The sequence below is a fragment of the Sivoneniella epilithica UHCC 1019 genome (assembly GCF_040830845.1).
In the GTDB taxonomy this organism is placed as follows: domain Bacteria; phylum Cyanobacteriota; class Cyanobacteriia; order Leptolyngbyales; family Leptolyngbyaceae; genus ULC077BIN1.
The window spans coordinates 1-14,561 of the sequence record NZ_JBFPDP010000020.1 but is presented as its reverse complement, the minus strand read 5'-3'; the positions used below and the strand labels follow the sequence as shown (position 1 = coordinate 14,561).

General features: G+C 50.7%; 10 protein-coding genes and 2 pseudogenes. 3 read left to right on the top strand and 9 right to left on the bottom strand.

Going from position 1 to position 14,561, the window contains the following annotated elements:
• Positions 1 to 65 precede the first annotated feature (65 nt).
• A complete protein-coding gene (locus tag AB3R30_RS13685; RefSeq protein WP_458649749.1) occupies positions 66 to 1,904 on the bottom strand; it encodes an FAD-dependent oxidoreductase in 1,839 nt (612 codons plus the stop codon).
• A gap of 46 nt (positions 1,905 to 1,950) precedes the next feature.
• A complete protein-coding gene (locus AB3R30_RS13680; protein ID WP_458649748.1) occupies positions 1,951 to 2,826 on the bottom strand; it encodes a DNA adenine methylase in 876 nt (291 codons plus the stop codon).
• A gap of 69 nt (positions 2,827 to 2,895) precedes the next feature.
• Here AB3R30_RS13680 and hisIE point away from each other — a divergent pair, with 69 nt between their 5' ends.
• Positions 2,896 to 3,549: a bifunctional phosphoribosyl-AMP cyclohydrolase/phosphoribosyl-ATP diphosphatase HisIE gene (hisIE, locus tag AB3R30_RS13675; RefSeq protein WP_458649747.1), complete on the top strand. Its 654-nt coding sequence runs from the start codon at positions 2,896 to 2,898 to the stop codon at positions 3,547 to 3,549.
• Between the two features lie 246 nt (positions 3,550 to 3,795).
• On the opposite strand, the gene AB3R30_RS13670 is transcribed toward hisIE, so the two are convergent.
• The 7 genes and pseudogenes from AB3R30_RS13670 to AB3R30_RS13640 all read right to left on the bottom strand — a co-directional run.
• Positions 3,796 to 5,991 (bottom strand): hypothetical protein, encoded by a 2,196-nt coding sequence (locus AB3R30_RS13670; RefSeq protein WP_458649746.1) that lies wholly within the window; start codon positions 5,989 to 5,991, stop codon positions 3,796 to 3,798.
• A 349-nt stretch (positions 5,992 to 6,340) separates the two neighbouring features.
• A complete protein-coding gene (locus tag AB3R30_RS13665; protein WP_458649745.1) occupies positions 6,341 to 9,610 on the bottom strand; it encodes a DUF4347 domain-containing protein in 3,270 nt (1,089 codons plus the stop codon).
• Positions 9,611 to 10,020: 410 nt separating this feature from the next.
• Positions 10,021 to 12,000: a M48 family metallopeptidase gene (locus AB3R30_RS13660; RefSeq protein ID WP_458649744.1), complete on the bottom strand. Its 1,980-nt coding sequence runs from the start codon at positions 11,998 to 12,000 to the stop codon at positions 10,021 to 10,023.
• Between the two features lie 38 nt (positions 12,001 to 12,038).
• Positions 12,039 to 12,626: a LemA family protein gene (locus AB3R30_RS13655; RefSeq protein WP_458649743.1), complete on the bottom strand. Its 588-nt coding sequence runs from the start codon at positions 12,624 to 12,626 to the stop codon at positions 12,039 to 12,041.
• Between the two features lie 166 nt (positions 12,627 to 12,792).
• Positions 12,793 to 12,933 (bottom strand): hypothetical protein, encoded by a 141-nt coding sequence (locus AB3R30_RS13650; RefSeq protein ID WP_458649824.1) that lies wholly within the window; start codon positions 12,931 to 12,933, stop codon positions 12,793 to 12,795.
• A pseudogene (locus AB3R30_RS13645) lies at positions 12,925 to 13,325 on the bottom strand (IS1 family transposase); the annotation flags it as partial. The gene AB3R30_RS13650 and the pseudogene AB3R30_RS13645, both read right to left, overlap by 9 nt.
• Positions 13,326 to 13,390: 65 nt before the next feature.
• A pseudogene (locus AB3R30_RS13640) lies at positions 13,391 to 13,483 on the bottom strand (IS982 family transposase); the annotation flags it as partial.
• A 197-nt stretch (positions 13,484 to 13,680) separates the two neighbouring features.
• Between AB3R30_RS13640 and AB3R30_RS13635 the strand changes: the two are divergent.
• Positions 13,681 to 14,028 (top strand): phosphomannose isomerase type II C-terminal cupin domain, encoded by a 348-nt coding sequence (locus AB3R30_RS13635; RefSeq protein WP_458649823.1) that lies wholly within the window; start codon positions 13,681 to 13,683, stop codon positions 14,026 to 14,028.
• Between the two features lie 30 nt (positions 14,029 to 14,058).
• Positions 14,059 to 14,475 carry a VOC family protein gene (locus AB3R30_RS13630; protein WP_458649742.1) on the top strand — a complete coding sequence of 139 codons (417 nt, stop codon included), beginning with the start codon at positions 14,059 to 14,061 and terminating at the stop codon, positions 14,473 to 14,475.
• Positions 14,476 to 14,561 lie beyond the last annotated feature (86 nt).

Genomic DNA, 14,561 nt, shown 5'->3' with positions numbered 1-14,561 from the left:
AGTGAACGAATCCTGATTGATAAAGGTTCTAGCGCTTGTTTGACTGTCAATACCTTGGTGAGTTGCTAATGGGTACTCAGGAGACAGCAGTGCTTTGCTAAAAACCAATTTCCAGCGGGATTCAGATGTCCGCTAACGACGACAGTCTGTTCTGCATCCAAGTCCTGAAGTAGATGATCGATGCTAGCGTTTAGCGTTACTAGACTCACGGTGCGATCGCTTAGGTGCTTGGGATTAGTAATAAACAGTTCATACTGCTGTTTGCTTAACCGTTTAAAGATACCCGATAGTTCCACTTGAGTTGGGGAGAAACCACGTTCTACAGTTTTTTGGGTAGATTCTTGCGGTGTTGGAGCATAGCCTGATCCTGGATAGGCATCCGGTTGATTCAAATAAAACTGCTGCCAGTAGAGCCACTCTGGATGATCAATTGATTGGTTAAATAATGGAATTACGGCAGTGGGCGCGATCGCGTCGGTTAGTAGGGCTGTTTGAAGCGATCTCACCTGCAAATTTCGGGGCTGACAATCTTGTTCAATGCAGAGTGCTGCTGCCATTCCTGCGGCTTGCCCGATCCCCAACACGCAAGGCTGTAAACGAGTTGCGCCATTTGCCATGTGTGAGACAGAAATGTTTTTTTCGCAGACTAGAAAGCCATCGATTGTTTCAGGAATCAAAGCCCGATAGGGGATCGTAAACGGTGTTCCGGTCCAACGCCCGCCCCACCGGATGGATTTTGGCGCAAGTTTGATATCACCACTGGGATAGTGATGGTCATTGGCATAGTTGCCGATCGCGATCGCATCACAGATATTCTCAGCCTGCTCACAGCCTTGAGCATTGACCACAATCGGTAATGCTGCCACCTGTCCTTTGGCGATCGGGAGTAGATCTTGCTCTCGTACTATCGTTAGTCCCCTTAATCGGCGGCTTTCTCGATAGTAGGGGTGTAGCGCGTAGGCACTTGGCGAGTTTTGAGTTCTAAGTTTTGAGTTTTGAATGGGAAACACATCTTCAGCTAGCCCATAGCGTCGTCCTAGTTGGGTTTGGATAAAGTGAGCAAAACCTTGGGAATGCCACAGCGCTTCTTGCAAAAATTGCTGTTTGTCGGACTCTGTGCCGATTAATCGCTGAACGCCTTCCCCATAATCATTGCCGTGAATGGGCCAATTGATCATAAAGCGATCGCCCGGAAGCCGTCCATAATTCAAAAACTTGTCGCCGCCGTAATCTGCCCATGCGTTCTGAAATACCTCAGGATTGTAATGGGGGGGAACCGGGATCACAGGTGCCTCGCTCCCCTCGCCCCTATCCTGCATGACCATGACCCAAGTGGGAGCCTGCACCGGATAGGTTTCAATCAGGGCATTGGCTGCTGTTGGAGCGCTGGGTTCTCCAAACTCTGCCTGCAACTCCCAACCCCAACGATGGGGAATCTCGCCCAGTGCCAACAGATCCCCCAGTTCTGTGCCATCTAGGATCACTTTGGCGTGAATCGTGTAATCGGCAAACTGAACGCCCACTACCTGGTTTTCCTGGCGCAACAGCGATCGCGGCACCTGTCCTGCAATCCATTTCAAATTGGGTAATGCTGCCACCCAATCGGCAAAAATCTCAGCGCCCACTCGCGGATCGTAGGTGAAAAAGCTGACCCAGCCGTGGTTCAATCCGGTTGGCTGTCGTTGTTCTAATTCTCGCAAAAAAGCGCCCCAAATCCCTGTTTGCCATGCCTCTAATTCGTTACCATCCGGTGCCGTTACGCCAGCACTCGTCAGCATTCCCCCCAGCCAGGAAAACTCACTGATTAAAATGACCTGCGCTCCCCGTCGCGCTGCCTGGAGTGCTGCTGCCGTTCCTCCTGTGCCCCCACCGACTACCAAAACATCCGTCGTCAATATTTGCATTTCTTTCTCTTGCCACTCAGCGACTTAGAAGCTACCAGAAATCATTTTAGGATGCGACCCAGCCTGGTTTGATGATGAGCGCTTCTGTCATCGCGCTGCGTAGTTTCTCGTGGGAACCGACATGATAGAAGTGCTGATGGGTTCGCGTGTCTAAGTTTGACCAGGATTGTTGAATATGATCATTTTGACGATAGCGATTCTCCAGCCACATGGATACAGCGAATCCGCAGGGTAACTGTTGGGCGATCGCGGCTAGTTTCTCTGCGTCTTCCAAGCTCCACTGGTTGTGATAGTCGGCATGGCGACCAATGTAAGGGGGATCAAAATACACATAATCTTCTGGCTTCGCAGCTTGGAGCGTTTGTTGCCAGTCGGCGATACACAGTTTCCACTGTTTGCCTATCATGCGTTGGGCAACCCAGTCAACTTGGTTAGAAATTTTGGTGATGTAACTCTGAGAAAATCGCTGGGGTTTTTGGCAAAAAGGCACATTGAATTGTCCTTTGCTATTAAACCGCATTAACCCATTGAAACAGGCGCGATTGAGAAATAAAAAGTCTAAGGGGGATGGCGCTTGGTTAAAGCGATCGCGCACTGTGTAGTAGTATTCTGCTCCGTGTTGCCGTAACATTTCGCCTTCTTGGACTAAAAATTTTTGTACCGATGCGCGATCGATAGTTCCCTGCTGAATCGCTTGATAAAACCCAATGATGTGGGGATTGGTATCGGCAAGCACTGCCCGGTGAGGAAGCCGATTGAAGGCAACTACTCCCGATCCTAAAAAGGGTTCAATCCAGGTGGCATCCTTTGTTTCTTGCCAAACAATTTGGTTCAAGATAAAAGGCACCAATTTTGTTTTAATTCCCTGGCATTTGATGGGGGGAACGCCAATGTGGGTCAGTTGGAGCGAGGCAGAAGTCATAAATGAAAGTGGATAGGGGTAGGGGAATGAGATGATTAAACAATGCAGAGATCTGGAGGATAGGTGGACATGGGCAATCAAGCGATTCCGGTTGAAGCTATTAAATACGACGATCGCGGTTTAGTTCCGACAATTGTGCAGGACTATTTGGATGGCACCGTGCTGATGATGGCATGGATGAACCAAGAGTCGTTGCAAAAGACGATTGAAACGGGTGAAACCTGGTTTTGGAGTCGATCGCGGCAGGAATTTTGGCATAAGGGCGAAACTTCAGGTCATTTGCAACTCGTGAAATCGTTACGCTATGACTGCGACAGCGATTGTTTGCTGATTACCGTAGAGCAAATTGGCGATATTGCTTGCCATACGGGGGAACGAAGCTGTTTTCATCGCGTGAATAGCCATGTGGAGGCACCCCCTGCGGATACGCTATCTCAGGTGTATGCGGTGGTGCGCGATCGCCGCGATCATCCCACCGAAACCTCTTATACCTCTAAGCTGTTTGCGGGAGGCGATAACAAAATTCTCAAAAAAATTGGCGAGGAATCCGCTGAGGTGGTGATGGCGTGTAAGGATGATGATCCGGCTGCCAAGGATGCGGTGACACAATCGGCGATCGCGGGCGAAGTTGCCGATTTGTTCTACCATACGCTGGTTGCCTTGGCTCATCACAACGTCGATCTCAAAGCTGTGTATCGCAAGCTGCAAGAGCGCCGAAGTTGATCTCTGAATCTAAAGAACTTGTTTAACCTAATGTGCAACTAATTCGCCCTCATCCCAACCCTTCTCCCCAAGGAGAAGGGCTTTCAGACATTTCCGGTTCCCTCGCCCGATGGGAGAGGGCTAGGGTGAGGGCGGTCTTTGCAAGGAGAAGGGCTTTCAGACATTTCCGGTTCCCTCGCCCGATGGGAGAGGGCTAGGGTGAGGGCGGTCTTTGCATTGTTTCAGGAAAGTCGCACATTGCGTTATTCAATACGGCACTGGAATCATTTTTTGCCAGGTGGCAATCTGGGTTTGAGCTTCTGAATAAACAGAAGTGTTGGAGGGAATGCGTTGGGCGATCGCGATCGCGGCGGCGGGGTTGCTTGTTGCTTGCTGTTGGGCGAGTTGCAGAAGTTGCAGACTCCAATCATTAACGGCGGTTGTAGCTTCAGAGCGCAGAGCGGCGGGGCGAGTGATTTGATTTGCCAGTTGAATGGCATTGGCAAGGCTAGCAGGGAGTCCAACGCTGGCAATTTGTCGCGCATCTTGCAGAGTCCGTTCCGCTTGGGCAAGATCACTTTGTGCCTGGGCTTGGTCAGCGTCTGCTTGAAGTTGCCTACGCCAAGGAGCCAGCGCCGCTTGCGCTTCACCATAGAGCGATCGCCCAGACCGAATTTGTTCGGCAATTTTAATGGCAGTTCGCAAATTTCCAGCATTGGCATAGGCACGCGCTTGATCGAGATAGGGCTGATCTTGAATCTGCTGAATTTGGCTCGTCCACTGCTGAATTTTGCTCTGAGCTTCTTTGGAAAGGGCGCGTCCCGCTGCGATCTGATTTGCCTGATTAACAGCCGCTTGCAGGGAAGCCACATCAGCCGGCAGGGCAAGCTGGTCGGCTTGATCGAGAATGGGGCGATCTTGCGAAATTTGAACTTCGGACTCCCACGCTTGAATTTGAGTTTGCGCTTCCCGATAGCGAGGATTGGCCGGAGAAATCAGCGAGGCGGCGGCGATCGCGGCTTCCAAACTTCCCCCTCTGGCTTGCACCAGTAGACGGGCACGCTCAAGCTGAGCCAATCCGGTAATGCTGTACTGCCAGCGAGTAATCCACTGCTGCGCTTTTTTGTAAAGTGGACGGTTGGGCTGAAGGCGCTGCGCCTGACTAATGGCAGCTTCCAGGTTAACAACGGTATCTTGCCATGCCTGCGACTGAGCATTTGCCAGGATAGTAAAGTCCTTTACTTCTTCTTCGAGCTTCGCGTTTTTAGGGATTTTGTTGGCGATCGCGATCGCCTCCTGCAAATTTCTGCGCTCCAATGTCTCTTCTGCAAGCGCTAACATTTTGCGCCCAAACCCTTTGATTTTGGATTGAGCCAGCGGATAGATGTAGCTGTCTGGGCGAATCTGCTCTGCTAACTTGACGGCTTCTAGTAGGTTTGCCAAGCCGCCGTCATCGGCTAACCGTTCTGCTTCATACAGCTTGTTGCCATCAATGCGAGCGGTGTTGATCCGATTGGTCAACTCATCATATTTCGTGGTTTGCCAATAGCGATTATCTAGATTCAATAGATCGATCGCAAACTGAAAAGCTTGTCGCCACTGCCGCTTTTTCATCGCTGCTTCGGCATTTTGGTAGGCTTTTTCTGCCGATGCCCAAATCGTTTGCCAATGGTTTACCCGCTTCTCAACCAGCTTATGCGCCGTCACGCGAGTCGGGATTTTTTGAGCCGCATCAATCGCTTCCTGAAGCTTTCCTTGTTGAAACAGGTCTTCTGCGAGCTTCAGTACTTCTTGCGACCATAGTTCTACCAGTCGGTTTGCCTCTGCGCGCATGGCATGATCGGCGGGCAAGCCATCCACTAAGACGATCGCTTCGAGCAAATCATTCGCCGTTTGCTTACTTGCCGCAATTCGGGCACATTCAAACCGCATCGAGGCAGAGGCAAGAGGCCAAAACACCGCTGGGCAGTTGGGCAATCCTGGTAGTTGAAAAATATATGCCAGTGCCAATGCCGCAGAGCCACCGCAGACTATAAAGCTAACAAGCAACAATGTTTTCCAGTTCAACAGTCGCCGTCGCCAGCGATCGCCCAATTGCCGCAGTTGGCTTCTTTGGGGTTGCGTAGGCTGAGAACCAGCGGTCTTGTTTGCGGGCTTATTTAAAGAAGGGAATTGCTGCAAATCTTTATAGGGTTGAGATGCAGGATGCGAAGCGGGCGATCGCGGTTGAACCTGGGTTGCCTTCTCGGTTCTAGTTGGAGGTTTGATGGCTCCTGAAACTGGGCGATCGCTTGCCACTGAAGCAGGCTGAGAAACAGGCGGGGGAACTGCTCTTGCCGTCCGCTTGGGGGCTAAAGGCGGTATGCCTTGCCCAGTAGATCGCGACTCTCTCTGCCATTCATCCTGTGGGATCTGGGTCTGCCGCGCTGGCTGTTGCTCCGGATTTCCTCGTTCTCTAGCCATAAATCATCTTAGAGAGCCATTCTTTAGCCCTGCTGCAATTCACACCGTTGACATCCTACTCCCAACCTGCAAAAAGACCAAACAATCGCAGTTAGCTCTATCGGAAGCTTAGTGTTGGCAATAGTACTCAATTTACGAGGAAATGACTATAAATTCAGTTTCAGCGCCGTCTCTTAACCTCGGATAGTACTTACTGTTAGCCATACCGATTTCAGCAGTAATAGTGATATATTTCTTGCACTGTTCGCGAAGCGTGCGGTCAACGCACTCCCCCTCAGTCCCCCCTGATAAGAGGGGGACTGAGGGGGCAAGGGGATCTTTAGCTAGAGCGTCTAAACAATAAATGGGGTTAGGACACCACCACAAAATCGGTGACATCAATCAGGTTGAAGTTCACATTATCCAGATATGCCAATACTTCACCCGTTGCCGTCACCAACAGCCGGGTACGAGTACCCTCCTGCTGAACCGTCAGTTGGTTGTAGGTCAATCCCCCTGCTAAAACGAATTTATCCGTACCATTCTGGAAGTCCTGAATCGTGTCAGTCCCTTCGCCTGCCGTCAGGACAAAGCGATCGCTGCCGTTGCCCCCGTTGAGGATGTCGTTGCCCAGACCGCCGCGCAGCACATCATCCCCATTACCACCCAACAGGAAGTCATTGCCAGCCCCTCCAAACAAAGTATCTTCGCCATTGCCGCCATTAATGCGATCGTTCCCGGCAGTGCCATTTAGGGTATCTTTGCCATTGCCCCCGTTCAGGTTGCGTCCAACAGTGACGGTAAAGGTGGTGGGTGTGACGAGATTGCCATCACTGACATTGACGGTAATCGTTGCGGTGCCAAATTGGTTGTTGGCAGGAGTGAGGATCAGAGTACGATTGGCACCAGAGCCACCGAAGACAATGTTGCCGTTGGGAAATAGGGCAGTGTTGCTGGAGGTTGCCGTCATGGTTAAGGAACTCGCGGCGGTTTCCACATCGCTAATGGTGAAGGAAATGGGAGAGGTGGCGGTGTTCTGCCCAGTGGTTTGGTCGGCGATCGTGCTAACCACTGGCGCATCATTTACCGACGTAATCACCAGATTGAAGTTGCTGGCGGCAGAGAGATTTCCGGCATCGGTAGCGGTGACTTTCAGCGCCAGGGTGCCGTTGAAGTTGAGCGGCGGAGTTCCGGAGAAAGTGCCTGTTGCGGAGTCAAAACTGAGCCAACTGGGCAACGCGGTGTTATCCGCGAGGGAGGCACTTAGGGCAAGGGTGGAATTATCCACATCGCTGAAGGTGTTAACAGGAATCGTGAAATTCACCGCTGTGTCTTCAGGACTACTCTGATTACCAAGGGGATTGGCAACAATGGGCGCATCGTTGACGGCGTTAATGGTAAGCCCGACTGTTGCCGTGTTGGAGGCAAAGGTGCCATCGCTGAGGGTGTAGGTGAAGGAATCACTGCCGTTGGCGTTGGCAGTGGGGGTGTAGGTGAAGTTGCCGTTGGCATTGAGGGTGAGGATGCCGTTGGTGAGGAAAATTGCCGTGCCGACATTCGCGGCGCTGCCATTGACAGTAGCGACGGTAAACGGATTATTATCTGGGTCGCTATCCGCCCCGTTAGGAGTGGTGTTGGTGATCACGTTACCCGTCAGCGTCGTGTCTTCATTGGTGGTGAAGCTGTCATTGGTAGCAATAGGGGGGGTGTTAGGGAGGGAAGAGCCAAACTCAAAAGCTCCAATATCCACGGTGCCGCCGATGATGCGAACAAAGCCGCGCTGGTCGGTGGTGACTCCGGCGGGAATCAGAGCGTTGCTACCCGCATTAATCGCGAGGCTCCCCGCTACCAAGGCGAGGGTTTGGGTAGCACCGCCGTTGGTGGCAAGGGGACCGAGGATGCTGGCGAGGGCGGCGGGTGTCAGACTATCGCTGGTTGCCAGGATATCGCTGGCGAGGGGCGTGAAATTGACCAGGGCTTGGGCAGTGGTTTTGTTGCTGTCGCCCAACAGGTTGTAGCCGTCCGAGGTGACTGAGAAATCGCTCCTAATTTCCGAGCCAATCGGGGCAATATTGCCTGCCACAATGCTGTTGCTCAAATTCAGCGTGCCACTGAAGTTGAAGATGCCGCCGCCGCCACCGAAAGAGGCGTTTGAGTTTGTTGCGGTATTGCCGCTGATGGTGCTGTTGAATACATCGACCCTGCCACGGTTGAAGATGCCACCGCCGCTGCCGCTCGAGTTGCCAAAGAGGGTGCTGTTGATCACATTCACTCTGCCCCCGTTGATGATGCCACCACCGCTACTGCTGGACGAATTATTAGTCAGGAGACTATTACTGAGCGTCAACGTCCCACTCTCATTGGCAACGGCTCCCCCGTTCGTGCCACCGCTATTGCCAGAGACAGTACTGTTATTGATCGCGGTGGTGCCGACGTTGCCGATCGCACCACTACTGGTGGACGTGTTGTTGCTGATGGTGCTGTTGTTGACAGTTAATGTGGCAGGGACATTGCCTCCCAAGGCACTGTCCCTGCCACCGTTGTTGATGCCACCCGTGCGAGTCGCTGTGTTCCCCGTAATCGTGCTGTTATTCACCACCAGGGCACCCAGGTTGTTGATGCCGCCACCATAAAAGTCTCTGGTAGAAGTGTTTGTAGCCCGACCGCCTGTGATGGTCAGCCCGTTGAATTCTGCGGTGGCTCCAATGTTGACTTGAAAGACGCGGACAGCGTTATTGCCGCTGACGGCAATGGCATTGCCCCCATTAATGGTGGTTTTGGCGCTATCGGTCAGCGTCAGTTGTCCCAGTTGGCTGTCGAGGGTAATTGTGCCGCTGAGGTTGAAGTCGATCGTGTCTGCCACTCCAACGCTAGCATTTGCCTGGTCGATCGCTTCCCTCAATGAAAGAACTCCGTCACCTGCATCTACTACGTCGTTAGTCGTCGTTACTGTATAGGTTGCCAGGACGTTTTGGTAGGCTGCCTGTGCCCAGTCGGAGAGAAACTCGGAGGTTTCAATACTGCCCGTCGCAAATTCCAGTTCCCAATCCCCACCCAAGGCACTACTGCCCGTCAGGTCACTCGATGCCGCCACATCTGCTCCCGTGAGTGCCGCAATCTGACTAACAAAATTCTGTCCCGTGGCATCTGCCGCTAGATCACAGCCGTAGAACAGCAAGTCTGCGTCTTCAGTCAGGAACCTTGACCAGGATTGCAAGATTCCGGCGTAGTCGATCAGGTTAGCGCTATTTAGACTGGTATTGCCCAGTTGCAACGCGCCATTGCTGCCGTGGGAAAACACTGACACCGAAGCCAAATTGCTGTAGCCTGCCAACACTTGGCTGATCTGGCTCAGTTCATCGCCAGCGGGATTGAGCAGATAGACCGCAGTGTTGGGGGCGAGTCCATCCACCAGGGTTTGATAGTCGGATAACCCCGTATCGACAAAGGCGATTCGTGAAACGTTCGCGAAGCTTCCCACAGGACTCCCTACGGGAATCGCGCTGCTAGTGCTGCTCCTGCTCAAAGCCAGCGGTGCAAACGGCTCGCTCAGGGGAGAAGCAACCCACAGGGAGGCAGGCATATCAAACGTTGGAACAGGACGCGCGATCGCGGACACTGGGACTTGGGAATCAATCATTACAATTACTCGCCTATAAAATATCAAACTGTGATAAAAACTACATACAGATATCCGCCGCCCAAGGAAATCGAAAATTTTCCACGGCAATAAAGGCTGCCCCTAAAAAAGCAACTCTTATTGTCCTGAGACTTGGGTTCTGTGAATACCCGTAAATTATCTACTGTCAATTTCCCTAGCGTAGATTTGACAAAACTATAAAATATTTCTATGACTAATTAATTAAATATTCCGTAAATTTACAGAATCTTAAAATTAACTGGTGAAAAGGGAATAAGTACTTTCTCTGAGTACTCATCAGTTCAGTGGATTGCGACTCTGCTTAATCCACTGAGAGCAGACCGCCAACTCGGTTCCTAGTGTCGTAGTTTCTTACCCGGTGGGCAATCTTATAGCGCGCCCTTTGTTCCCTAAGATACTGCTAGTCTTGCCTTTTGCTTGTTGAGATGCAGGCAAGACGGTAGGGGGCAATCTAAACATGTCGCGATCGCCCAGAGCAACTCTGATTCTGGCAGCGTCACGGTTTGATCTTGGAGCGCAATCACACTACAGGCACTGACGATCACTTGTTTCAGTTTGGCAGACAGCGAACTCAGCCGTTCCAGGCTGCTTTTCAACTGGTTAAAGTTGCCGTTGGGTGTCGTAGTAGGAATTTCTCGCGTACTGGCTCCGGGTAACTGATACACCCCCGATCGAAAAGCATAGGCAATAGTATCCGGCTCCGTGTGCCCGACTCGCGCCATGGCTGCCAAAACCATCAAACAGTCTTGCCAAACGGACTCTAATGGATCGGTTGCCGCGATCGCGGGTTGTGGTACACGAGGCTGCAATCGATGCTGAAGTCCTGTATAAATCACAAACTCGGTGAGTGACCAGCGTTTATCCACGATTGCCAAGCCCTGGAGAACTTTGAACAACTGCTGCAATTCGCTAACAGTAGCTTGCTGCAAAACAGGAATTGCCGAATCAAGCAGCGGCAGGCGCAAACGGGGATTGGAGGTCTCCAAAACTTTACCGCTCTGGATCGTTAGATCGGCAAGGGAAACAGGCACCGTTTGCTGTAGCCACATTTCTTGCTGGGCGCGAACAGAAGGATTTTGATAGTCCAGCATGAGGCTTTGGGCGATCGCGATCGCGCCTTCCAAGGTTTGGGTTCCCTGCTGTAAGATTTCTGGCACTGGAGCAACTCGCGCATTGGGTAATGAAGTCGATCGAGATGAAGAAGGAGCTTGACTGCGAGGCTGGGAAGCACTTGAGGTATTTGAAACGACTGACGAAGCAGCGGGTGTGGCGGCGAAACCCATCACGCTGGATGACTGGGATGGCTGAGATGACTGAGAAGCGATTGAAGGGCTAGCGATCGCGTTTCCCACAACCGCTTCAGGCGGTACTTGACGGGCGACCCCACTCAACCGCTGCAAACGTTGGCGCGTAGGGGGATGAGTTGCAAACCAATCGGCACTCAGCCAGTTAGTATTTGCCTCCCCAAAAAAGAGATGGCTCATTGCCGCCGCTTGAGGTGCTGACACCCTCGCATGGTTGACATGAGATTCGATTTTTTGCAAAGCGCTAGCCAGTCCATCGGGGTTACGAGTAAACTGCACAGCAGAAGCATCTGCCAAAAATTCACGTTGCCGCGACACCGCACTTTGCAGAATCCGTCCAAAGAAATATCCCACTCCTCCAATCGCCATTAAAGCGATGCCCAGTGCGATAGTCGCGAAAAAGTTTGAGCCGGAATCAGACTCTTTTTCCGATGTGAAGGAAATGTCAGGGCTGTATTGCAGAACAAAACGACCCAAAATATAGATCAGCACAATGCCATGGAGCAAGCCGATGAGCTTCATGTTGAGCCGCATATCGCCATTCAAAATGTGGCTAAACTCATGCCCAATTACGCCCTGCAATTCATCTCGGTTCAGTGTTTCTAAACAGCCACGAGTCACCCCGATCGCCGCTTTTTGAGGTGAATTACCAGCCGCAAATGCATTAATACTGGTTTCGAGATCGAGCACAAAGACTTGAGGAGCCGGAATCCCAGACGCGATCGCCATTTCCGCCACAATATTCAACAACTGCTTTTCTAGGACGGTTGCCTGTTCTGGCTCAATCAACCGCCCCCCAAGCTCTTTTGCCACCGCTGCCCCGCCCTGCCTCAACTTGATTAGCTTAAACAGCGTTCCACTCAAAATCAACAGCAACGTTGGCACCGCCACGCTGAGCAACATCCCTGGACTCAGCAAGCTAATATTCGCCTTCAAAATCAGCCGACAGATCAGCCATAGAGCGAAGTGAATAGCGCCAATAATACCGACCAACGACAATAAATACAGCCACCCCAACCGACGAGTATTTTGATGGGCACGGTCTTGATGCTCAAAGAAGTTCATGAGTCAGTACCAAGTGTGAAAAAAGGGCGAATACATCTTTAAAACGAGACTCGTGGAGCAGCCTTTACTTCTGGAGTGGCTTCTTCTAGCAAGTTTGCCGTTTGAAAGTTAAATGAACCCGCGATCAAGTTGCTCGGAAATACTTCACGCTTGGTGTTATAGACGGTGACTGCATCATTGAAAGCTTGACGAGCAAAGGCAACTCGGTTTTCTGTAGACGTTAGCTCTTCCATGACCCGCGCCATATTTTGGTCCGCTTTCAAATCTGGGTAAGCTTCTGACAAAACCAGTAACCGCTCCAAACTGCCCGTCAGAACTGCCTCAGCCGATTCTAATTGCTGCATTGCTTGCGGATCACCGGGGTTTCGGGCGGCGCGACTGTTGGCACTCATGGCAGCGTTCCGGGCAGTAATCACCGCTTCTAGGGTTTCCCGCTCATGCTTCATATACCCTTTGGCAGTTTCTACCAGGTTGGGAATCAGATCGTAACGGCGTTGAAGCTGAACATCAATTTGGCTATAGGCATTTTTGTAACGATTTCGCAGCGTGACTAGGCTGTTGTAGGCGTTCATGATGATCACGCCAATCATCAGCACGAGCATGACCAGAAAAATGAGGAATCCCATAATCGTTGTGTTTGAAAGTGAAGGTGATTTTGAAGTGTAAAAGCTATACGTTAGGGTTCCCAATCAAACTGGGTCTATTGAGATCATCAAAAGTTTTTAGCTTAATTCCGGTGGTTCTTCTGGACTTAAAGTTATAAGTCTCAATCAGATCTTGTATCCGCGATCGCTAAAAATCCCACTCTTCAAACAACTCTACAACCGACATCGAAAATCCTGGAACGATCGCGTCCCCTTCTAACGCATCTTGAAGCCGCAGCAATCGATCCGGTTCGGGCGCATGGTAGACCAATACATATTTTTCATCCAAGACCCAGCCTAAGATGCCTTTATAAAAGTGGTCTACCGCTGTCCACAGCCAAATTTTGTTTTTTTTGATCCCACAAAGGTTTCCAGTTCATCCAGTTCACCTACCTGGGGAATTTGGTCTGGATCATCGGCATCCGGGAGATTTTCACCGACCGTTTTGACCCAGCTAATCACCGTCGTATGATGCACTCCTTTAACCCGTTCAATGCCCCGAAAGCCGATGCCATTGACATACATTTTGAGGCATTCCTGCCTGAACTCATCGGGATAGCCCAGATGAACTTGATAATCCTCAAGGAACTGTCGTCGGCAATCAGCACAAATGTGGTTTTGTTTACCTCTTCGATGTCCATTCTTACGGATGTTAGTCGATCCACATTCCGGGCATTGCATAGGTCATTTACTCAATATCATCCTTTAATTATGCAACGCCTGCCACAATTTCCATCGTCAGCACTTCTTGCTCGAATCGGTTGCCCTTGGGGGATCTCCTTAAGCAAGTCATCTACACAGCAAAAAACAGCGATGATAAACTCTTCAATAGTAAACATCAGTCCCACTCCAGCTAGATAGGTTGTACTTCTAGCATTGTCCAGTGGGACTTTTCTTGCAAGAACTTAGTTGCACATCGCGTTATTTTGGGCTTAATAAGACAGATTGCAGCGTATTTACACCGATAATACTTATGGCATTACTACACCATGATTCTGAAACCGCAGCCGTTGCGACTGCGCTGGCATTTGCTCAAATGACTGGAGTCACCGATACGCGCCCTTGGGGTTCTTTCACCGTTTTGGATGAAGGAGTCGGCTACAAAATTAAACGAATTGAAGTCAATCCGGGGCATCGTCTTAGCTTACAAATGCACTACCATCGAAGTGAGCATTGGATTGTGGTGTCTGGCACGGCAAAAGTGACCTGTGATCGAGAAGAAATCGTGCTGTGCAGCAATCAATCCACCTATGTTCCTCAAACCAAAGTGCATCGGTTGGAAAATCCTGGAGTGATTCCTTTAATTGTGATAGAGGTACAGAATGGAGATTATCTCGGAGAGGATGATATTATCCGTTTTCAAGATGATTATGTTCGGCAATAGATTAGCTCTGGCAATAAGCTAGTGATTTGAATGCATCACATCTCAATTCGGACGGCAGATATTCATCAGGCGATCGCGTTCTACGAAATGCTCGGTTTTGCCGTAAACGAGCGATTTACCACAGGTTACACCCTGGCGTGCTGGATGGAAGGGTTGGGGGGACGGATTGAACTGATTCAAATTCCCCAGCCTAAACCCGCACCCGATGCCTTTCACGACGAACATTATGTGGGGTATTACCATCTTTCTTTTGACCTGACTCACCACACTTCCGATCTTGCAACTTGGCTTAACACGCTTCAAGATCAGTTCAAACACGCTCAACTGCCACCGCTTCAGATATTGCTAGAACCAGAGCAACAAATGATCGGCGATCTCGTCTACGAAGTCGCCTTCATCGCCGACACGGACGGATTGCCACTAGAGTTTATTCGACTGTTGAAATAGGGAGCAGGAAAGTTTTGAGTTTTGAGTTTTGAGTTTTGAGTTTTGAGTTTTGAGTTTTGAGTTTTGAGTTTTGAGTTTTGAGTTTT

Excerpts from the sequence above, each read along its gene's own strand:
- AB3R30_RS13660 (WP_458649744.1), bottom strand. The coding sequence starts at position 12,000 with ATGAACTTCTTTGAGCATCAAGACCGTGCCCATCAAAATACTCGTCGG.
- AB3R30_RS13635 (WP_458649823.1), top strand. The coding sequence starts at position 13,681 with ATGACTGGAGTCACCGATACGCGCCCTTGGGGTTCTTTCACCGTTTTG.
- AB3R30_RS13685 (WP_458649749.1), bottom strand. The coding sequence starts at position 1,904 with ATGCAAATATTGACGACGGATGTTTTGGTAGTCGGTGGGGGCACAGGA.
- AB3R30_RS13680 (WP_458649748.1), bottom strand. The coding sequence starts at position 2,826 with ATGACTTCTGCCTCGCTCCAACTGACCCACATTGGCGTTCCCCCCATC.
- hisIE (WP_458649747.1), top strand. The coding sequence starts at position 2,896 with ATGGGCAATCAAGCGATTCCGGTTGAAGCTATTAAATACGACGATCGC.
- AB3R30_RS13670 (WP_458649746.1), bottom strand. The coding sequence starts at position 5,991 with ATGGCTAGAGAACGAGGAAATCCGGAGCAACAGCCAGCGCGGCAGACC.
- AB3R30_RS13630 (WP_458649742.1), top strand. The coding sequence starts at position 14,059 with ATGCATCACATCTCAATTCGGACGGCAGATATTCATCAGGCGATCGCG.
- AB3R30_RS13655 (WP_458649743.1), bottom strand. The coding sequence starts at position 12,626 with ATGGGATTCCTCATTTTTCTGGTCATGCTCGTGCTGATGATTGGCGTG.
- AB3R30_RS13665 (WP_458649745.1), bottom strand. The coding sequence starts at position 9,610 with ATGATTGATTCCCAAGTCCCAGTGTCCGCGATCGCGCGTCCTGTTCCA.